Here is a 20755-nt window from a genome sequence, read left to right on the forward strand (position 1 = left end):
AGTCCGACAGGCTGCTAGGGCTGACCGAGGGGCCGGGCGATGCCGAGAGCCAGGCGCGCTGGATCGGCCCCGGGGGCGCCGACAGCCTGGCCGGCAAGCGTGAGCACTTGCACCGCCACCAGCTACGCCTCGCCGAGCACCCCGCGGCCCGGGAGGCCATCGTCGCCCGGCTGGGCGAAAGTCGGGTCGGCGCCGACCGACCCTTGCGCCTCACCCCCCGGGTGGCGATCCCCGGGGTGCTCTTCACCCCCTGGCACCGGCCCCTGCTGCCACCCCGCGAGGCGACCCCCGATCATCTGCGCGGCCACTGGCTCTTCAGGCACGACTGGCACCGCTTCCGGGCGTCCCTGCCCCGGGGTACCCGAGGCGCCTGGCTCACCAAGCCCCACTGGCTCGCCCTGCCCCGAACCGAATCGCTGGTTGCGCTCGATGAATTGGCCACCCGCCTCGCCGAGCACTTTCGGCTACCTGGGGCCCCGGTGCAGATCGCCCTCTGGCACCCCGACGCCGGCTGGAGACGTCTCTTCGTGGTCGCCGACGACTGGCCGCGACAGATACCGCTACCGCCCTACCCCGTGGCTGTGTGATCCCCCCGTAGGCGCAGATCGTCCAAGAGCGTCTCGATCAGCTGCTCCTCATGCAGCGCCTGGCCGCGCAGCTCCATAGCAGTACTCAGTCGAGGGTCCCAGAGGGCATCCAGGGGCTTGCCTTCTAGTGGCTTTCCCGCGAGATGGGCGTCAGCCTCCAGGTCCGCTGCCGCCATGCGCCAGGGCCGCATCGAAAAGCGCGCCAGCAGGGCATTGGCGATGCCGATGCCGGGCCAGTCGAAGTCGCCGTGGTAGTGCAAGCAGGCACCGGCAGCCTCCAGTTGTTCGAGCAGGGTCAACACGGCAGCGCCTGGGCGTCCCCAGGTGGCCACCAGAGGCGAGCTGTCGGTACCCAGTCGCTCGGCCGCCTCGGCCACTACAGCGGGATTCTCGCAGACGTAGACATCGCGCCCCTCGACATCCCACTCGGGGGGATGGCGCAGCAGCTGGCGAAGGGTCAGCCAGGAGGGCTCGGCAAGCCGATAGTAATGCGCAAGTGCCGCCTCCAGGCCGCTCTCGTCCCGCACCGGCAGGCCCAGGGTCAGCACCGCGCTGGTGATATCACCGCCCAGCAGGACGCCGGCATGGGCCCAGGTCGAACGCTCATCCGGCTTGTCCAACGCCACCCCACCACGCCAATGCCGGGCCAGGGCGCGTCGCACCAGCGCCGACACCGGCTGACCGGCATCCAAGGCATGGGCATCACCCAAGCATTCGGCGGCTAAGGTACTCAGCGTCAGGCCCTGTGCAGGCAGTCGCTCGAGTACAGTGATCGCCTGTTCGAGTAGATGACTGCCCTGCCCTTCGCTGCCGCCGGCCAGGCGCTTGAGCTGGCCGCCGCGGCGCAGATCCTCCAGCCAGCTGCTCACCCCCAGCCGCTCGGCCTCGGGATGATAAGTGTCCAGAAGTTCGCTCCAGCGCCTGCGGGACTCCTCGCGAACGGCTCGGTGATCGACCAGCGGGCCATCCAGCGCCTCCAGTGCATGCCGTAGGTCCTGCGCCACGCCAGCCCGGGCCAGGGCACGAGAGAGCGCCTCGAGATCCACGCTCAGCGACTTCCCCCGCCGAGGTGGCCGCCCCACCAGGCGTTCCACGGTGGCACGCTCGCTGTCACTGGCCTGGCTCATGGTCAGGCGGCCGCCGCCCTCGCGCAGCAGCTTGCCTCTCAGGCGCTGGCGTAAGCGGGCAAGCTCGGGGCCGCCCAGCAGCCGCCGCAGGCGGGCATGGTCGACGTCACTGGTCACGCCGGAACCTGCTCCCACTCGAAGGCCACCACCTGACGTTGATCCCGGGAAAATTTGACACCGATGAGGTGGATCGGCTTGCCCGCCGCGCGGTATTCACCGTTGAAGATAACGGCAAAGGTCCGGATGCCGATAGGCAATTTTCTCTTGGCCATTGCATCTCCTTTCTCACAAGGTATTACCTTACGCCAAAGGCAACACAACAGCCCTGGACATGATGTCTAGAATAGGCTGTCCATACCGCCCGGCGTTATTGTTTCCGCAGGTTCCGCAACCTCTCGCAGCGCCTGACTGGCGGGCACCTCATCTCTCGTCCGGCGCTTGCCGTCCCACCTCCAGCGGGTGACATGCACGGCATCGACCCCTTCGCGGCGCACCAGTTGCGCGATGGCGAGCCCCGGCACATCCGGGTAGCAGCCCCACTCACGCTCCGAGGTCATCACGGCATCCAGATCGAACTGGGCCAGCAGCCCCATGCTCTTGGCGCGGGCATCGTCATCGATTCCCGCGAACACCTCGTCGAGCATCACCAGACGCGGTGCCTGCTCATGGGCGCTGCCATAGTGGCTGGCAGCGGCGGCAAATAGCGGCAGGGTGATGACCAGGGCCCGCTCGCCCCCGGAGGCCGGGCCATAGGCGGGTCGCCACTGGCCGTTCTGATGACGCTCCACCACGAAGCGATGCCAGAAGCGGTAGTCCAGGGCGCGCTCGAGGATCTCCTGCAGGGCGCCGCCCTCGTCGCTGGCCCGTGCTTCCTCGATCCGCCGGCGCAGGAAGTCCCCCACCACCTGGCGATCCTCCGCCGACCAGGCGTCCAGCGCCTGGCGCCGCAGCCGCTGACAGACGTCCTCTAGCCCCGCCGGAGCTGTCATGCCGCCGGCGCTCTGCCCCTCGGACAATGGTTGCCAGCGGATACGCAGGCGCATGCCGGTGCTCGTGGGCCGGCTCTCCAGCTCGCCGTTCATCTCCCGCACATGACGTTCTGTGTCGGTGATGCGCTCCTGGATGTGGCTTGCCACCTCATCGATCAGGTAGTTCTCGAGCAGTTCCCGCTCCCGGGCATTGAGCAGTGCCTGGCGTTGGCTGATCTCGTCATTGAGCTGGCGATACAAGGCATCGGGATCCTGACGCCGCCCCTGGAAGACGATACGCACCAACAGCAGGTCGTCCCGGGCTTCGGCGATGCAGTCGTGACCGCCGCGGGAGAGCACGTCGGTGAGCAACTTGATATGTTCGTGCAGCCGCCCCTGGTGGGCATGCCAGCTCTCGTCGTCGGCGGCGATGCCGGCGGTGGCCTGGGCGGCGGCCCGCGCCAGGCGCACCGCGGGGTCCGCCGCCCAAGAGGTAGGCGCCTCCTGGTCCATGAAGCGCTCCGGGGCGGCCACCCGCAGAAGCCCCTCCTCCACCAGGGCCCGGAAGTCAGCGATCCGCTCAGCCCGGCGCTCATCCAGCTCGCCCAGACGCTGTTCGCCTTGGGTCACCTTCTCGGCGAAGCGTGCCACCTCGCCGAGCAGGGTCTCGAAGCGTGAGGCGAGCTCACGCTGCTCGGTGGCCAACGCCTCGCTGCGCTGCTGGATGACCGCCAGCTGGCGCTCCAGCTCCTGCACCTCGGCCCCCATGGTGTCGCGCAGGGTATCGCGACGCACCTCCGCCTCTCGCGCCTGCTCTTCGGCCTTGGCAAACTCCCGCTCGCCCTGGTCCAGCACTTCTCGTGCCCGCTGGCGTTCATCCCTCAGTTCGCCATGGCGCTGCCGGGCCTGCTGCCAGGTGGTGATAGCCTGTACCAGTTCATTGATGGCAAAGCGGTAGTCATTGAGCGCGGACTGAAGGCGGGCCAGGGGCTCGCGCTCGGCGGGAAGACGCAGATCCTCTGCGGCGATATACAGCTCACCGCGCTGGGCCTCCAGCGCCTCGCGGGCCTCTTCCCGCCTGGCCTGGGCGTGCTCCAGACGCGCGGCTTGCGTATCCCGAGCGCGCCGCGCTGCCGCCTCGGCGGCGTGGGCATCACGCAGCGCCTGGGCACTGGGACGACCCTGCCACTCCTGATCGATGACCTCGAGACACGCATCGAGGTGCTCGAGCTCGGCGGTGATGCCGGCGACCTCTATGGCCAGCCCCTCCAAGGCGTGGGCGATCTCTGCCATCCTGCGCCGACGTGCCGCCTCCCGGGCGGCGTGGCCGATATAGACCGCCTCGTCCTTGCCCCACTGCCCACCAAGCGGCCCCAACCGCCAGGCACCGTCGGTGCTCACCCAGGCAACGGTGTCGGAGGCACCCAGGCCGATACCGGCCAGCAGTGCCTTGACCACCCGCTGGCTCACCGGAGAGTGCTCGGGAAGGTCGGGGCAAAGAGCAGTGGTCAGGCTCTCCTCTGCCGGTCGCATGGCACCATCGGCAAATGGCGTTAACAGCGTGTCCCAGGTGCCGGGGGCGAGCAGCTCGCCATCCGGCAGCACCCAGGCATCCAGCAGCCCTGAGGCCTCCAGAGCCGCCTCCAGCCCGGCACGCTGTCTCGCCTCGAGGCCTGTCTGAAAGTCCACCAGTTGCCAAAGCGGGGCGCCGGGACGAGCCTCACGGCTGCCCTCGCCACGGGTATGAGGCGCCGGCGGCACGCGTGCCTCCCCCGCTGCCAGACGCTGATGCTCCGCCTCGAGTTCTGCGCGTTCGACGCCCAGCTCTCGATGCCGCTGTTCCAGCGTATGCCGTTGCTGGCCCAGCGCCTCGCGCCGGGCATCCCGCGCCATGGAGAGCCCTGACTCGGCGGGGTCATCACCGCTCAGGTGATCGCACCAGGGTGCGAGCTCGGCGAGCATCGCCTCGGGATCCTCGGGTGCCAGTTCCTTCAGGGCGGCAAGGTGTTCACGCCAGTCGGTCTGAAGGGTCTCGGCCGCCTCAACACGTGCGCTGGTCGCGTCCTGGCACTCTTCCTCGCGACTCGCCAGGGTCTCCTCTTCCCGACGCGCCTCATCCTCCACCCGGTGGAAGGCTCGCTCGGCCTTGTCGACCTCATCGAGGCGGCGGTTGAGGTGTGTCACCCCCTCCGCGCGGCGACGATGCAGGTCTCGCAGCGCATGCTGCAGCGACTCCACACCCCGGGCATTGGGAAGCACCTGCTCGCCCGTTTCCGCGGATAACCGCGTGGCGATTTCTCGACGATGGTCGCCGCCCACACCCGCCGCATCGGCCAGTGCAGCACTTTCATCGCGGCGCGCCTCCAGATTCGCGACGCCGCCCTTCAAGGACGCTTCGGCCTCCAGCAAGCGGGCCTCGGCTCGCCGGTCACTGTCACGCTCCCGGCCCAGCCGCCGGCCTTCCTCATCGGCGCGGGTGCGGCGCTGGCGAGCCAGCTCGTCGGCATTGCGCAGCGCCTCCGCCGAGCGCATGGCGTCGCTGGCCTCCAGGGTGCGTTGGCGTGCCGCCAGCTCCCGCTGCTGCTCGGCGAGGAGCTCGCGGGACTCACCCAGCGCCTCGCGACTCCCCCGCGCCTCCTCATGGGCCTGGCGATCGCGGCCCAACTGCAGGCGCACCCTCTCGTATTCGGCGTGGGCAGCGGTCAGGAAGTCGGCCCGACGGCGCACCGCGATACCGGCATAGTGCCGGTAGTGGCCCAGGAAGGCTTCCACGGCGCGCGCCGTCTCCTCCAGCCCCTGGATCTCCTCGCGGTAGACATCCAGGCTGCGATAGGCCTCGGCCACCTCGCCGATCAGGCCACGCCCCAACGGCGGCAGGGCATCGCTGAGCGCCTGGGAGAGACGATTCGGGTCGGGCTTCTTGGCCAGCTGCGGCTGGCGCAGCTGCAGCAGCAGGTCGAGCAAGGCGCCATAGCGCTGCTCGCCCAGGTGAAAGAGCCTCTCGTCGATGGCCCGTCGGTAGTCCGCAGCACGATCATATAGCTGCCCCACGCTGCCCAGCGCCTGGCCGAGCCGCTCACGGCTCACGCTTCTTCCGTTATCGATCAGGAAGAGGTCCCGCCCGACGCGTTGGGGGGTGGTGAAGAACCAGGAGCGGACCGGCCGCCCCGCCACCGCCTTGAGGCCACAGCCCACCGTGAAGGTCTCGGGCCCCTCATCCCCCAGGCGCCCGAACTCCAGCCAGGTGTAGCCCAGGCGTTCCTGGTACTCACCCACCAGCAGGTTCCACTCCATGCGCTTGGCGCTGTCGCCATCGGGCTCCACTCGCGAGGGAAGGAGCTGGCCGTCGAGGAGAAACGGCAGCGTCAACGCCATCACCTTGGACTTACCGGTCCCGTTGTTGCCGCGCAGCAGCAGGCGCCCATCATGGAAGTGGAAGACCTCCTCGTCGTAGTAGAAAATCTCGACCAGGCCGCAGCGCAGGGGCTGCCAACGGGGACTCTGCGGTTCGGGAAGTTCGTTCATCGGGGCGGAAGGCTCAGTCATCTGTAAGGGACTCGGACAGATCGGGTTGGGCATGACGAGGAAGTTCGCTGGCATCGGGCAGCGATGGAGCACGAACCCGGAAGCGACCGAGCGCCGGCAGCGGCAGGATACGGCCACCGTCGCCCAGCGACCGGGACGGCGCCTGACGCCGGACAAGACCCAGCGACGCCAGGCGCGCCAGGGTCTGGCGTGCCAGGCCATGGGCGGCACCCGGTTCACAGGCTGACTTGCGCCAGTAGCGACGGAAGTCGGTCTGCCACTGGAGGATCCAGGTTTCGGCCTCCTCCATCGTCACACCGTCGGGGCCACTCTCGGCCAGGCGCTCGGCCATCAGCAGCGCCAGATGCCCCTCGGTGCCCTCCGCCGGCATCTTCTCGTCGGTGAGCTCGCCTTCGGGATCCACCAGCGCCAGCCCCTCGGCGCGCACCTCGGCCACCAGCCCCGTGGCCTGCTGCAGACGCCTCAGCAGGGGGCCACGTTGATTGGTCAGGTAGGCGGTCTCGTCATCATCGAGCGAATCGAAATAGATCACCGGGTCATCCAGGAGCCGGCGGGCCAGGCGATGGCGCTGCTCGCGATTGCGCCCGTCGGGCGTGTCCGGCACGAAGGTCTCGCTCAGGGCGTGCAGACGCCGCTCGAGATCAAGCTCGGCATCGGCGCCGTTCAGGGCGACCAGGGAAGGGCCTCGGGCGGTGACCAGCAGGGCAGCCAGCAGCCGGCGGTCCACATCATAGAGCACGTCACCCTCCAGGCCACGACGCAGGAACTGCTCCTCGTCACCGGCCACGCGCACCAGCACCCCAAGCGCCATCAACAGGCGCACGACCACCACCAGGTCCCGGCGCGCCTCCTGCTGGTCCAGGGAGAAGGCCAGGCCGCGCTCGGCCAGGGCAGGATCATCGACCGCCTGATCCAGCCCCTCCCCCAGGCGCCCCAGGGTGATCTGCGCATCGCCGCGCTCGAGATCCGCCAGTAGCAGGCAGAACAGCGCATAGCGGCGGCGGTTGAAGGTCTTGCGCTGTGTGCCGCGGCCGACGGTCGCCGGACGCGTGGTATCGCCGAGGTCAGTCGCGCGCTTGTGCAGGCGCACGAAGTCACGCTCACTCTGCAGGTGCCAGCCGGTCTCCCGGGCCAGCCAGTCACGCAGGGTGGCCGCATGGCGACGAATGAGCGGGAAGGCAGGGTCATCGCTGCGGATCAGCGGTCTTGCCAGCAGGGCGCGTAGGGCACGGCGCTGCTCCTCCTGGCGCTGACGCGTCAGGGCATCGCTCAACTCCTCCATGTGTCCTCCTCCAGGTCGGTGATCTCCAGGCGGTAGTCACGGCCTGTCAGCATGCCGGCCTCGGTATGCAGGGTGGCGATTGTCTCGGGGCCCAGCGGCGTCAGAGTGATGCGCAGGCTGCCGTCGCCGGTGGTGGTGGTCACCGGCGAGTCATCGCCGGGGCTCGCCGCCAGGGCATCGCCCAGCAGGTTGAGCAGCAGGCGGAAGGCGCCATCATCCAGCTCGCCGAGCTCCGAAAGGCGCTCGGCGCGGCGCTCCACCAGCTGACGCCGAGCGGCCCGTGCCGCGCTGGCCTCCTCGGCTAGCTGGCGGGCCAGCAGCTCGCGCTCTCGCGCACGGCTACGCAGCTTGGGGGGAGCCCCGGCCTTCTGATAGCTGCCGGTGGCACGCAGCCGCGCCTGCACCTGCATGCCCGGGGCCTCGGCCCAGGGCATGCTCGCCGGCACAGGAGCCTGCCGCCACGCCTCGGCGGTCTCGGCATCGATCACCAGGTGGCGGGCCGGCGTCAGGCCGAAGGCGGTTCGCCACAGCCGATGCGCTTCTCCGTCGTTGTTACACTCCAGGAACCAGCGTGCCAGGGTACGAAAGTCCGCGGAACGGTCGCTGCGCGCCATACGCCGCTCGTTGAGCCGGCCGACCATTTCCAGCAACTGGGTCACGGCGCGGCGGGCACTGCTGCGCAGCAGGCGGGCCTGGGCCTGACGCCCCGGTTGGTCGAGGAACCAGGCACGCAGACCTTCCCAGTGGCCGTGCCAGCGACGCCACGCCTCGGCGAACGCCTTGGCACGTTCATCGTCGTCCGCAGACTCCCCGGGCGCGAGATCGGTGAGCTCGCGTTCGGCGGCCTGGCGCAGCAGCCGCGCCACCGGCGCTTGTGCATCGCCGATGCCATCGAGGGCACGAATCAGCTCGGCGATCTCGCCGGACGCGGTGGTCAGATCCCCCAGGAAGCGCTCGATATAGCCGATCACCCGCTCCTTGTAGAGCAGGAAGGCGTCGACATCGCTGCCCTGCCCCTCCAGCGTGCGGTTCAGCCCGGTCATGAACGCCCGGGCGTTCTCGGCCAGGTCAGCGAAGACCCCGGCCAGGTCACGCAGTAGCAGCTGGCTCTCGGTGGCCGAGGGCGTATCGCTCTGGGCCAGGGTAAGCAGCGCACGCAGGCGGGTACGGATATCCTCCAGCGCCACGCTCTGCAGGGCGCCGCGGCGGCCCAGCTCCTGCTCGAAGGTCGCCAGGGCCGCCTCCACGGCCTCGCCCTGGCGGGTGATCTGATAAACGTAGAGAGCCCGATAGTAGTCCTCGACGCTGGTCACCCGAGCATTGTCGCGCTCTGCGTCCAAGTTGCCCCAGGTGACCAGCTGAGTCAGGGCCGACTGCACGCTGGCCAGCTCCGCCTCGCCAATCTGCTGTTGGACATCCTCGGGGCGCAGATGCACCAGGAAGTGTGACTTCGCTTCAACGAAGGCACGCATCACCCGGCGATAGAGCTCAGCCTTTTCGGCAGTCACATAGCTGAAAGGGGTGTAGTCCAAGCGGGCTCCCATCTACTCGTTGAATTCCAGGGCCTGCGCCAGCAGGGAGCGCTTACGCGGCAGCAGACTGACCTCCAGCCCCAGAGGCCGGAAGACACGGTTTTTCACCTCCAGGGTGACATTGCCTTTGTCGCCCTCAAGGTCGGACAGGGTGCGCCGACTGATACCGACCAGGGCTGCGTAGCGGGTCTGGGAGAGACCCAGCACGTCCCGGCGCAGGGCACGCAACAGCTGACCGTCGGTCAGCTCGCTTGCATAGAAGCGCTGGAGCAGCGCCACCAGCGCCGCTTCACGGTCATCGACATAGCGTGGCTTCACAATAACCCCCAGCGTTTGAGACGCGTACTGAGCGTGCGCAGTCCTACCGTCGGCATATCCATAATTCGCGAGGGAACGCCTCGCACGGCCAGGCGCTCATCGAGCCCTTCGAGATCGCCCGCCAGCCGCTTGAGCGCCTCCACCAGCTGATCAGGGTCCACCACATCTGACAGGGATCTTGCGATGGCGAACCAATCGTATTCGCCCCCAACCTCGAGCGGCGGGCCCCACTGGGTGGTCCGCGTGACGCCCTCGGCATCGGCTCGCATCGGGGCGAAATCGTAGACCGGTGAGAGCCAAACTCCCTCGGGGCGTTTCAGCAGCGCCATATTGCGGCCGTGGTTGTCGGAGTTACCGAACGCGATGTTGAGTAGATCCCGCCGCACCCACTCGATGACGAAGGCCTGGGTGTCGAAGGCCTCCCCCCCTTCGCGGACACGGTACTGCCCCTGAAGCAGCGCAACCAGGCGACGCAGGGTCTCACCATGGCGAAGGAAGGTGCCGGGCGACGCCCCCAGCAGGGAGTAGACAGATTCCAGACCGTACCGAATCCAGGCCCCGTCTCGGTAGTGCATATCGAAGCGCGGCAGCCACAGCGAGGGATAGCGCTCACCCTCGATCAATCGCATGGCGTCGGTTTCGATGGTGTCGATGCCAAGAGCTGCGAGCTCCTTGTAGTAGTGATACTCGGCACGCAGGATATCGCAGTCATCGGCACTACGGCGGCCTCGGGGAAACTTCACCAACATCGGCAGGTCTGGGCACTGGACCTCATCCTGCCAGGTATCGATCCAGACCCGCTCGTCCGCGGTAAGCCGGAGCAGCAGCTTGGGAGCCTCGCCACCGGCACCGGTGGCCCCGCCGCTGGCAGCGCCCATCTGCTGGGCATACTCCAGAAAGTCGACATCCCGCTCCACCACGCTCTGCATCGGGAAGCGTCGTTCGCCGAGGGCATCCCTCAGGCGATTGTCGGGTACTGCCTCCTTGATGCGAAGGTTACCCACCGGCGCAATGGTGCCGCGAGCCAGAAGCTCCGCATCCTGACGCCCAGTCGAAAGGTGCTGGATGCCGAGATAGTCCACCCAGAAGCGACGACTGGCACCCGCCGGCATGATGTCCTCCAGGAAACCAAACCAACGCGGCGCCTCATGCGTCAGCATCAACTCTACCGGCAGCACCAAGCTGGCGGCATGTTGGTCATCGTGAAACATCCACTCGACGGCATAGTCTGCCTCATAGCGAAGCCTGGACACGCCAAAGGTCCCGCGCTCCGGATCTGGCAGTGACACCTGGGCGGCATCGTGCCAGGTCTTGTCGAAATGGATTTGCAAGGTAAGCTTCAAGGCAGCCAATGTGCAGCATTCCACTCAAGCATGACAATACGTCATACATTATGCGAAGTATCACGCACACTTTCCATGAAATTCTGCTTTCTTGTGCATAAAAATACACATAATTGAAAGCGAGAAACTGCCGATGCCCGGCTCCCTGAACGTCGGTTCAGGGAGCCGGGCGTCTATTGGCGTTAGGGCTCGCGCCTGCGGGATGCCTTCAGGTTTCGGGCTTCTCGAACACCCAGCCGGTGCCTTCGCGGGAGTCCTTGAGGATGATGCCGAGGGCAGCTAGCTCGTCGCGGATGGCATCGGCGGCGGCGAAGTCCTTCGCCTTCTTGGCCGCGGCGCGCTCGTCGATCTTCGCCTGGATCTCCGCCTCCGAGAGCGGCAGCTCACCGGCGCCCGCCTTGAGGAAGGCCGCCGGATCCTGCTGCAACAGCCCCAGGATGCCCCCCAGGCGCCTGAGCTCGGCGGCTAGCGCCGGGGCCTCCCCGGGCGCCTCCTTCTTGGCCCGGTTGAGCTCCCGGGCCAGGTCAAAGAGCACCGAGAGCGCCTCGGGGGTATTGAAGTCGTCATCCATGGCGGCGGTAAAACGCGCCGCGAACGCCGATGACGCCTCGCCATCTGCCGCCGACACCCCCTCCAGGGCCACCCCTTCAAGGGCGTTGTAGAAGCGCTCCAGCGACTTGCGCGCCTCGGCCAGGGAGTCCGGCGAGTAGTTGATGGCACTGCGGTAGTGGCTGGCCACCAGCAGGTAGCGCACCACCTCGGGGTCGTGGTGCTCGAGCACCTCGCGGATGGTGAAGAAGTTGCCCAGCGACTTGGACATCTTCTCGTGGTTCACCCGCACCGCCCCGGCGTGCATCCAGGTGTTAACGAAGGGCTTGCCGTTGGCCGCCTCGGACTGGGCGATCTCGTTCTCATGATGGGGGAAGGTGAGATCCGGCCCGCCGCCGTGAATATCGAAGGTCTCGCCCAGGCAGCACTTCGACATCGCCGAGCACTCGATATGCCAGCCGGGGCGCCCCTCGCCCCAGGGCGAGGGCCAGCTCGCCTCGCCGGGCTTGGCCGCCTTCCACAGCACGAAGTCCAGCGGGTCCTCCTTGTGCTCGTCCACCTCCACGCGCGCCCCAGCGCGCATCTCGTCGAGGTCGCGGTTGTTGAGCTTGCCGTAGCCCTCGAAGCGGCGCACCCGGTAGTAGACGTCGCCGTTGTCCGCCGCGTAGGCGTAGCCCTTGGCGATCAGCGTCTCGATCATCGCGAGGATGTCATCGATATGCTGGGTCGCGCGGGGCTCCTGGTCCGGCGGCAGCACGAAAAGGCGTGCCTCGTCCTCGTGCATCGCCTCGATCATGCGCTCGGTGAGCGAGGCGATCGACTCGCCGTTCTCGTCGGCACGGCGCAGGATCTTATCGTCGATGTCGGTGACGTTGCGCACATAGGTGACGTCATAGCCGCGATGGCGCAGGTAGCGGGTAATGACGTCGAAGGCCACCATCACCCGGGCATGGCCCAGGTGGCAGTAGTCGTAAACGGTCATGCCGCACACGTACATGCGCACCTTGCCCGGCTCGATGGGCGTGAAGGCCTCCTTGCGGCGGGTCAGCGTGTTGTAGATCTGCAGGTCGGCGCTCACGCTCCCCCCCTCTTCTGCACGTCTTGGTTCTGGGCTGCCTTCTTCTGCACCTTGGCCCAACTATCCTTGAGGCTCACGGTACGGTTGAACACCAGCTTGCCGTCGCGACAGGCGTGGCGGTCGGCGCAGAAGTAGCCCACCCGCTCGAACTGGAACCGGCTCTCGGGGGCCACCTCGGCCAGGCTCGGCTCGCCGATGGCCTGGCGGACCACCAGCGACTCGGGGTTGAGGTGCTCAAGGAAGTCGGCGTCCTTGTCCTTGTCCGGCTGCTCCTCCAAGAAGAGGTTGTCGTAGAGGCGCACCTCCATGGGCACACCGTGCTCGGCGCTCACCCAGTGGATCACCCCCTTCACCTTGCGACCCTCGGGGTTCTTGCCCAGGGTGTCGAAGTCCACGGAGCAGCGCAGCTCGCGAATCTCGCCGGCGTCGTCCTTGATCACCTCGTCGCAGCGGATCACGTAGGAGTTGCGCAGGCGCACCTCCTTGCCCGGCGCCAGGCGGAAGAACTTCTTAGGCGGCTCCTCCATGAAGTCGTCCTGGTCGATGTAGAGCTCACGGGTGAAGGGAATCTTGCGCACCGGCATGTCATCCCGTGCCGGGTGGCCGGGCACCTCGTAGGTCTCCTCATGGCCCTCGGGCACGTTGGTCAGCACCACCTTGAGCGGCTTGAGCACCGCCATGGCGCGCGGCGCATTGTCCTCGAGGTCGGAGCGGATGGCGTGGTAGAGCATGGCGATGTCCACCAGGCCACCGTCGGCGCGGGTCACCCCGATCATCTCGCAGAACTTGCGGATGGAGGCCGGGGTATAGCCACGGCGGCGCATCCCGGAGATGGTCGGCAGGCGCGGATCGTCCCAACCATCGACGATGCCCTCGTCCACCAGCAGCTTGAGCTTGCGCTTGGAGGTCAGGGTGTAGTTGAGGTTGAGCCGGGCGAACTCGATCTGGCGGGGCTTGGCCGGCACCGGCAGGTTATCGAGGAACCACTCGTAGAGTGGGCGATGATCCTCGAACTCCAGGGTGCAGATGGAGTGGGTGACCCCCTCGATGGCATCGGACTGGCCATGGGTGAAGTCATAGGAGGGGTAGATCTTCCACGTGTCGCCGGTCTGGTGATGATGGGCATGGCGGACGCGATAGAGGATCGGGTCGCGCAGGTTGATGTTGGGCGAGGCCATGTCGATCTTGGCCCGCAGCACCTTCTCGCCCTCGGCGATCTCGCCGACGCGCATGCGCTCCAGCAGCTCGAGGTTCTCTTCCACGCTGCGCTCCCGGTAGGGGCTGGGGCGGCCCGGCTCGGTCAGGGTGCCGCGGTACTCGCGGATCTCGTCCGGCGAGAGGTCGTCCACGTACGCCTTGCCCTCGCGAATCAGGTGCTGGGCCCAGGCGTAGAGCTGGTCGAAGTAGTCGGAGGCGAAGCGCACCTCGCCGGCCCACTCGAAGCCCAGCCAGCTGACGTCCTCCTTGATGGCGTCGATGTAGGCCTGCTCCTCCTTGGCCGGGTTGGTGTCATCGAAGCGCAGGTGACAGTCACCACCGAACTGCTCGGCGAGCCCGAAGTTGAGGCAGATCGACTTGGCGTGACCGATATGCAGGAAGCCATTGGGCTCCGGCGGGAAGCGGGTCACGATCTTGCCGATGCGACCGGCCTCGATCTCCTCGCGGATCTGGTTGCGGATGAAGTTCGGCGCACTGGTGGTTTCGGTGGACATGTCGAGAAAAACAGCCTCTGGTTGAGAATGCGGGCCTGCCGACGCAAGCGATGGCGAAGCGTCTGGGTAGGGGCGCCGTAGGAATTCACACTGGCACGGTATCGCTCGAGGCTGATCCGGCGACAGGCCTCCAAGGAGACGCTGTGAACCCCTCCCTGGGCGCTACCGACGCCATCCCTGGCGTAGGACCTCCTCTACGGCCTGTCCCCGGCGCCTCTCGCTACAGGCAGCTCCGGCTGCCCGACACCGATAGAGCCCCCACGCTCGCTTCGCGCATGGAAGCAAAACCGGTATTATAGCGCCACGCCCATGGGCAACGCCAAGGCGAGGCCCCTTTATTGCACAGGAACTTACGATGATCGTTCTGCAGACCACCTTTGGTGACATCAGCGTCGAACTCGACCACGAGAAGGCACCCAAGACCGCCGCCAACTTCGAGCAGTATGTGCGCGACGGCTTCTATGACGGCACCCTCTTCCACCGCGTAATCGACGGCTTCATGGTCCAGGGTGGCGGCTTCGACGAAGACTTCAATCAGAAGCCCACCCGCGACCCGATCGAGAACGAGGCCGACAACGGCCTGGCCAACGAGGTCGGCACCCTGGCCATGGCACGCACCCAGGACCCGCACTCGGCCACCGCCCAGTTCTTCATCAACGTCGCCGACAACGCCTTCCTCAACCACAGCGGCAAGTCCATCCAGGGTTGGGGCTACTGCGTCTTCGGCCGCGTCGTCGACGGCATGGAGGTGGTCGATAAGATCCGCAAGGTCGAGACCACCCGCCGCGGCATGCACGCCGACGTGCCGGCACAGGACGTGCTGATCGAGAAAGCGTATGTAAAATGACCACCCTGCTGATTTCCGACCTGCACCTCCACCCCGGCGCCCCCGAGATCACCGAGGGCTTCCTGCGCTGGCTGGAGGAGCGCGCCTGCGGCTGTGACGCCCTCTATATCCTCGGCGACTTCTTCGAGGCGTGGATCGGCGACGACCTGCTCGACCTGGCGGGCCGGGACCCCAGCGGCAACGCCGACCTGGCGGCGCGGATCGCCACGGCACTCAGGCGGCTGGCCGATGACGGCACCGTGCTCTACCTGATGCACGGCAATCGCGACTTCCTGCTGGGCGAGCGTTTCGCCCGCGAGGCCGGTGCCACCCTGCTGGCAGACCCCAGCGTGGTGGAACTCGAAGGCCACCGGGTGCTGCTGATGCATGGCGACAGCCTCTGCACCCGCGACGCCGACTACCAGGCGTTCCGCGCCCAGGCGCGCCATCCCCAGTGGCAGCAGCAGGTGCTGGCCATGCCCATCGAACAGCGCGTCGCCCTGGCCAGCCAGCTGCGCGCCCAGTCCGGCGAGGCCAACTCCAACAAGGCCGAGGACATCATGGATGTGACCCCCGACGAGGTGGTCAGGACGATGGCCGAGCACGGCGTCACCACCCTGATCCACGGCCATACCCACCGCCCGGCGGTGCATGAGCTCGAGGTCGAGGGCCAGCCGGCACGGCGCTACGTACTGGGCGACTGGCAGCCTGGCACCGGGTGGGAGATTCTGGTCGAGGACCACGGCGAGCCAGTGCTGCGGGAGTTTACGCTGGGCCGGTAGGCATGCCCCCTGTTCCAGGGGTCAAGGGGTCCAGGGGGCAAGGGGCCAAGCAACCAGGCCCGCAATGCAAAAGGAGCAAGCCAAGGGGCGACCTTGCGCTTGCTCCTTTCGCCTTTAGGCTGGCGAGACCCTAGCGCTTGATCTCCGCCTCGCTGCGCAGGTGCTCGATCAGCCCCTGGATAGCGGCCTGGGCGCGCAGGCGCTCGGCCATGGAGGCGACGAACTGCTCGACCTGCGCGTCGATCTCGCCCTCGCCGACCGACTCCAGGGCGATGACGACCGCGCGCTCGCCTTCGGCGACCCGACCGTAGGTGGGCGTATCGCCCTCGGGCGCCGGCAGGCGGAAGGCGGCATCCACCAGGGTCCGGGAGAGGCCCTGGGTCTGCTGGCGACTGACGGCTTCGGCCTGCTGCCAGTCGAGCTCGACCGATTCGCCGTCGCGCAGGGCGGCGACCAGCTCATCGGCCCGTGCCAGCAGCGCCTCGCGGCGCAGTTCGGCCTCGACGTCGGCCCGCACCTCGTCGCGCACCTCGGCCAGCGGCAGGGTAGTCGCCTCGCGATGCTCGGCCACGCGCAGCACCAGGCGGCGATCGCTGTCCAGCTCGATCACCTCGCTGTTGTAGCCCTCGCCGAGGACGTCGTCGCTGAACGCCTGGCTCATCACGCCCGGCTCCGAGAGCACGCCCTCGGCGCCCTCGCGGGAGACCCAGTCGCTGGTCTGAAGCTCGAGCCCCAGGTCCTCGGCGACGCCGGCCAGGTCGTCGGCGGAGAAACTCTCGTCGATCAGCTGCTGCACCTTGTCGTTAAAGGCATCGGAGACCTCATCGCGGGCCAGCTGGCGACGCAGCTCATCGCGCATCTCGGCGAAAGACTCGCGCTCGAGGCCGGTCACCTTGAGCAGGTGCAGGCCGTTGTCGGTCTCGACGATCCCGGAGACCTCGCCCTCGCCCAGGGAGAAGGCCGCCTCGTCGAAGGCCTCGCCAAAAAAGCCGCGGCTCACCACGCCCAGGTCGCCGCCCTGCTCGGCGGAGACGGTGTCGTCTGAGAACTCGGCCGCCAGGTCGGCGAAGGCCTCGCCCTTCTCAAGGCGCGCCTGCACCTCCTCCAGGCGACTCACCGCCTCCTCGCGGCTGCGCTCGTCCCCAAAGGTGACCATGATATGGGAGAGACGGCGATCGGCGTCGGCGGTGGCCTCGCGCCAGGCATCACGCAGTGCCGCCTCGTCGACCTCGACCTGGTCCGCCATGGCCTGGCGATCCACCACCACGTACTCCAGGCGCACCTGCTCGGGACGCCGGAACGCCTCCTGGTGCGCCTCGTAGTAGGCCTCGATCTGGGCCTCGCTGGCGGCGACCTCCTCGTCCAGGGCGGCGGCATCGATCGCAGCGTGACGGAAGGTGCGGGTCTGGCGCTGCAGCTCGGCCAGGCGCTCGCGCTCGCTCTCCAGGGTGAAGTCGCTGAACGCCAGGCCTTGCTGGAGCTGCTGCTGCTGCATGTCCTGGCGCAGCTGCTCACGGAAGCCCACCGGGGTATAGCCGGCGCTGGCCAGGCGGTTGCGGAACAGGTCGCTGTCGAAGCGCCCCTCTTGGTCCTGAAACTCGGGCAGCGAGACGATGATCTGGTCGAGCTGCTCCTCGGAGAGGTGCAGCCCGCCCTCCTCGGCGTACTGGCGCAACACCCGGTCGGTAATCAGCTGGTCGAGCATCTGGGCGCGCAGGGCCCGCTCCTGTTCGGGCGGCACCTGCCCGGAGCGGATCGCCCGCTGCACGGCCAGTTCCAGCTCCTGGCGCATGATGGGCTCGCCGTTGACCTCGGCGACCTCGTCACCGCTGTTGCCGAACAGGCCCACCAGCGACTCGACGCCGAACAGTGCCATGGTGACGACCACCGCGCCGATGATGATCTTCGCCCCCCAGCTACGGGAGCGGTCTCGAATACTTTGCAGCATGCAGGCCTCGGAAGAGTGGAGAGTAGAACGAAGACAGGCGCACCGCCGAGGGCGATGCGCCTGTATCAATCAACCAGTAGTGGTCAACCTTCAGCGGCGCGGGCGTCGCACCTGGCTTTCCGGAGAAAGCATATCCGTTGACGGGGCTATCAGTTGACGGAATCCTTCAGCGCCTTGCCGGCCTTGAAGCTGGGAACCTTGGCCGCCTTGATCTCGATCGGCTGGCCGGTCTGCGGGTTGCGACCGGTGCGTGCGGCACGCTCCTTGACCTGGAAGGTACCGAAACCGACCAGGGAAACACTGTCACCTTTCTTGAGGCTGTCGGTGACGGTATCCACCATGGCATCCAGCGCGCGGGCGGCGGAGGCCTTGGGAATATCGGCGGACGCGGCGATGGCTTCGATCAGCTCGGACTTGTTCACACTTCACCCCTTGACATTTTCGGAATTTGGCTCTAATCGACACGGCATTTCAACAGACAAGCGCGATCACAGCATAAGCAATTTATAGCAATGCGGGGAAAGCACTGTCAAGAAACATTGCGGCCAGAGCCCCACCATATCGGGCTTTGCCCTGGATGATGGTGGGGAAAAGGGCCTCAATGGGTGCTGATCATTGATGACGTGGAGGCGGACTCATCGGAACGGGCTTCCCCCTCGGATGCCTCATCCCTTTTCGCTAAAGCCACCTCCAGCACCTCGTCGATCCAGCGTACCGGCCTGATGTCGAGAGCCTCCTTGATATTGTCCGGCACCTCCTTGAGGTCCCGGCGGTTCTCCTCGGGCACCAGCACGGTCTTTATACCACCGCGCCTGGCGGCCAGCAATTTCTCCTTCAGGCCGCCGATGGGCAGCACCTCGCCGCGCAGGTTGACCTCGCCGGTCATGGCCACATCGCAGCGCACCGGCCGGCCGGTGTAGGCCGAGACCATGGCGGTGACCATGGCGATGCCGGCGCTGGGACCATCCTTGGGAGTCGCCCCCTCGGGCACGTGGATGTGCAGGTCCTCCTTCTCGAAGCGCTCGGGGTCGATGCCCATCGCCAGCGCCCGGGCCCGCACCACCGTCTGGGCGGCGCTCACCGACTCCTTCATGACGTCGCCCAGCGAGCCGGTCTTGTTGAGGCGCCCCTTGCCCGGGGTCACCACCGACTCGATGTTGAGCAGCTCGCCACCCACCGAGGTCCAGGCCAGACCGGTCACGCGACCCACCTGGTCCTCCTGGTCGGCCAGCCCGTAGCTGTAGCGGCGCACCCCAGCATACCCCTCGATATCGGCGGCGGCCAGCAGCAGCGGGGCCTGTGCCCCTTCCTTGCTCTCCTTCTCGAGGCGTTCGCGCAACACCTTGCGGCACACCTTGGCAATCTGGCGCTCCAGCTCGCGCACCCCGGCCTCGCGGCTGTAGTAGCGGATCAGCTCCAGCAGCGCCTCGTCGGAGAACTCGAGCTCCTCGTCCTTGAAGCCGTTGGCCTTGAGCTGCTTGGGCACCAGGTAGCGCCGGGCGATGGCCAGCTTCTCGTCCTCGGTGTAGCCGGGCAGGCGGATCACCTCCATGCGGTCGAGCAGCGGACCAGGGATGTTCATGGAGTTGGCGGTACAGATGAACAGCGTCTCGGAGAGGTCGTAGTCGAGCTCCAGGTAGTGGTCGCTGAAGGTGTCGTTCTGCTCCGGGTCGAGCACCTCGAGCAGCGCCGAGGCGGGGTCGCCACGATGGTCCATGCCGATCTTGTCGACCTCGTCGAGCAGGAACAGCGGGTTGCGTACCCCGGCCCGCGACATGCGCTGGACGATCTTGCCCGGCAGCGAGCCGATGTAGGTACGGCGGTGGCCGCGGATCTCGGACTCGTCACGCACGCCGCCGAGCGCCAGGCGCACGTACTTGCGGTTGGTCGCCCGAGCAATGGACTTGCCGAGCGAAGTCTTACCCACCCCGGGCGGCCCCACCAGGCAGAGCACCGGCCCCTTGAGCTTCTTGACCCGCTTGTGCACCGCCAGGTACTCGAGGATGCGCGCCTTGACCTCCTCGAGGCCGTAGTGGTCCTCGTCGAGCACCTTCTGGGCGTGCACCAGGTCATGCTTGACCCGGGTGCGCTTCTTCCACGGCACCGACACCAGCCAGTCGAGGTAGGAGCGCACCACCGTGGCCTCGGCCGAGTTGGGTGCCATCATCTTGAGCTTGCCCAGCTCCTGGAGGGCCTTCTCGCGGGCCTCCTTGGGCATGCCGGACTCCTCGATGGCCTGCTCGTACTTCTCGGCCTCGTTGGGCACGTTCTCGAGCTCGCCCATCTCCTTCTGGATGGCCTTCATCTGCTCGTTGAGATAGTACTCGCGCTGGGACTTCTCCATCTGATCCTTGACCCGCGAGCGGATACGCTTCTCCACCTGCAGCAGGTCGATCTCGGACTCGATCAGCGCCATCAGGTGCTCGATGCGGTCGCGCACCTTGTCCATCTCGAGCAGCTGCTGCTTGTCGTCGATCTTCAGCGACAGGTGGGCGCAGATGGTGTCCACCAGGCGGCTGGGATCCTCGATGCCGGAGAGCGAGTTGAGCACCTCGTTGGGCACCTTCTTCGACATCTTCACGTACTGCTCGAACTGGTTGAGCAGCACGCGCACCAGCGCCTCCTGCTCGCGCTCGGTGAGCGGCACGCTGTCACGCAGCACGGCGTCGGCGCGGGTGTAGTCCTCGCCGGCATGCAGCTCGCCCAGGTCGGCGCGGGAGACCCCCTCGATCAGCACCTTGACGGTGCCGTCGGGCAGCTTGAGCAGCTGCATGATCTCGGCCACGGTGCCGATGGCGAAGAGATCGTCGCGGTCGGGGTCATCCTTGCTGGCCTCGCGCTGGGCCACCAGCAGCACCCGCTTGTCGGCGCTCATGGCAGCCTCGAGGGCCTCGATCGACTTCTCGCGACCGACGAATAGCGGGATGACCATCTGCGGGTAGACGACCACGTCCCGCAGCGGCAAAAGGGGCAGACTCAGGGTCTGATCAGCGTTCTGCTGCATCGCAGACGTACCTCAAGAGAAAACGAAAGAATACCCAGTGGGTGGGGGCGAGCGAGAGTCTTTGCAAGGCGGACGACGGGGCAAAAAAAACGGGAGCCCCCGCGTCTCCGGCCGGCCGGGCCGGCGCTGGAGACTGGGCGCTCCCGCGGGGTA

The 20755-nt window shown here is 67.1% G+C and carries 15 protein-coding genes; 3 read left to right on the forward strand and 12 right to left on the reverse strand.

The annotated features are described in order from the left end of the window. On the forward strand, positions 1 to 587 hold a 587-nt coding region (locus tag Q673_RS22650; RefSeq protein ID WP_023004937.1), incomplete at its 5' end, for a DUF1853 family protein. On the opposite strand, the gene Q673_RS22655 is transcribed toward Q673_RS22650, so the two are convergent. The 9 genes from Q673_RS22655 to Q673_RS22690 all read right to left on the reverse strand — a co-directional run bounded on the left by Q673_RS22655 (position 569) and on the right by Q673_RS22690 (position 14042). Further along, the gene (locus tag Q673_RS22655) at positions 569 to 1831 is read right to left on the reverse strand and encodes a TIGR02679 family protein (protein WP_023004938.1); all 1263 of its coding nucleotides are present in this window, start codon (positions 1829 to 1831) and stop codon (positions 569 to 571) included. The two genes, Q673_RS22650 and Q673_RS22655, sit on opposite strands and share 19 nt — an antisense overlap. Beyond that, on the reverse strand, positions 1828 to 1986 hold the full coding sequence (locus tag Q673_RS36810; RefSeq protein ID WP_023004939.1) for a hypothetical protein: 159 nt from the start codon (positions 1984 to 1986) through the stop codon (positions 1828 to 1830). The genes Q673_RS22655 and Q673_RS36810 overlap by 4 nt, the downstream gene beginning before the upstream one ends. A 66-nt stretch (positions 1987 to 2052) precedes the next feature. Next, a complete protein-coding gene (locus Q673_RS22660; RefSeq protein WP_043524275.1) occupies positions 2053 to 6228 on the reverse strand; it encodes a TIGR02680 family protein in 4176 nt (1391 codons plus the stop codon). Next, positions 6221 to 7510 (reverse strand): TIGR02678 family protein, encoded by a 1290-nt coding sequence (locus Q673_RS22665; RefSeq protein WP_023004941.1) that lies wholly within the window; start codon positions 7508 to 7510, stop codon positions 6221 to 6223. The genes Q673_RS22660 and Q673_RS22665 overlap by 8 nt, the downstream gene beginning before the upstream one ends. Beyond that, on the reverse strand, positions 7498 to 9042 hold the full coding sequence (locus Q673_RS22670; RefSeq protein WP_043524280.1) for a TIGR02677 family protein: 1545 nt from the start codon (positions 9040 to 9042) through the stop codon (positions 7498 to 7500). The genes Q673_RS22665 and Q673_RS22670 overlap by 13 nt, the downstream gene beginning before the upstream one ends. 12 nt (positions 9043 to 9054) lie before the next feature. Beyond that, on the reverse strand, positions 9055 to 9360 hold the full coding sequence (locus Q673_RS22675; protein ID WP_023004943.1) for a helix-turn-helix domain-containing protein: 306 nt from the start codon (positions 9358 to 9360) through the stop codon (positions 9055 to 9057). Next, the gene (locus tag Q673_RS22680) at positions 9357 to 10691 is read right to left on the reverse strand and encodes a type II toxin-antitoxin system HipA family toxin (RefSeq protein ID WP_235048481.1); all 1335 of its coding nucleotides are present in this window, start codon (positions 10689 to 10691) and stop codon (positions 9357 to 9359) included. Before Q673_RS22680 ends, Q673_RS22675 begins: the two co-directional genes overlap by 4 nt. Before the next feature lie 220 nt (positions 10692 to 10911). Beyond that, on the reverse strand, positions 10912 to 12318 hold the full coding sequence (gene cysS, locus Q673_RS22685; RefSeq protein ID WP_031217626.1) for a cysteine--tRNA ligase: 1407 nt from the start codon (positions 12316 to 12318) through the stop codon (positions 10912 to 10914). 8 nt (positions 12319 to 12326) lie between these two features. Further along, positions 12327 to 14042, reverse strand: a complete 1716-nt coding sequence (locus Q673_RS22690; protein ID WP_023004946.1) for a glutamine--tRNA ligase/YqeY domain fusion protein — start codon at positions 14040 to 14042, stop codon at positions 12327 to 12329. A 355-nt stretch (positions 14043 to 14397) separates the two neighbouring features. Between Q673_RS22690 and Q673_RS22695 the strand changes: the two genes are divergently transcribed. Together Q673_RS22695 and Q673_RS22700 are read left to right on the forward strand one after the other, a co-directional pair. Beyond that, positions 14398 to 14889, forward strand: coding sequence for a peptidylprolyl isomerase (locus tag Q673_RS22695; protein ID WP_023004947.1), 492 nt, complete (start codon positions 14398 to 14400; stop codon positions 14887 to 14889). Further along, a complete protein-coding gene (locus Q673_RS22700; protein ID WP_023004948.1) occupies positions 14886 to 15650 on the forward strand; it encodes a UDP-2,3-diacylglucosamine diphosphatase in 765 nt (254 codons plus the stop codon). Before Q673_RS22695 ends, Q673_RS22700 begins: the two co-directional genes overlap by 4 nt. A gap of 130 nt (positions 15651 to 15780) precedes the next feature. Here Q673_RS22700 and Q673_RS22705 read toward each other — a convergent pair whose 3' ends face one another. The 3 genes from Q673_RS22705 to lon all read right to left on the reverse strand — a co-directional run bounded on the left by Q673_RS22705 (position 15781) and on the right by lon (position 20602). Further along, positions 15781 to 17598 carry a SurA N-terminal domain-containing protein gene (locus tag Q673_RS22705; protein ID WP_023004949.1) on the reverse strand — a complete coding sequence of 606 codons (1818 nt, stop codon included), beginning with the start codon at positions 17596 to 17598 and terminating at the stop codon, positions 15781 to 15783. A gap of 149 nt (positions 17599 to 17747) precedes the next feature. After that, complete coding sequence (locus tag Q673_RS22710; protein ID WP_023004950.1) at positions 17748 to 18020, reverse strand: HU family DNA-binding protein; 273 nt, start codon at positions 18018 to 18020, stop codon at positions 17748 to 17750. Between the two features lie 176 nt (positions 18021 to 18196). After that, positions 18197 to 20602, reverse strand: a complete 2406-nt coding sequence (lon, locus tag Q673_RS22715) for an endopeptidase La (protein WP_023004951.1) — start codon at positions 20600 to 20602, stop codon at positions 18197 to 18199. Positions 20603 to 20755 lie beyond the last annotated feature (153 nt).

The sequence above is a fragment of the Halomonas sp. PBN3 genome (assembly GCF_000475415.1).
Lineage (GTDB): Bacteria > Pseudomonadota > Gammaproteobacteria > Pseudomonadales > Halomonadaceae > Halomonas > Halomonas shengliensis.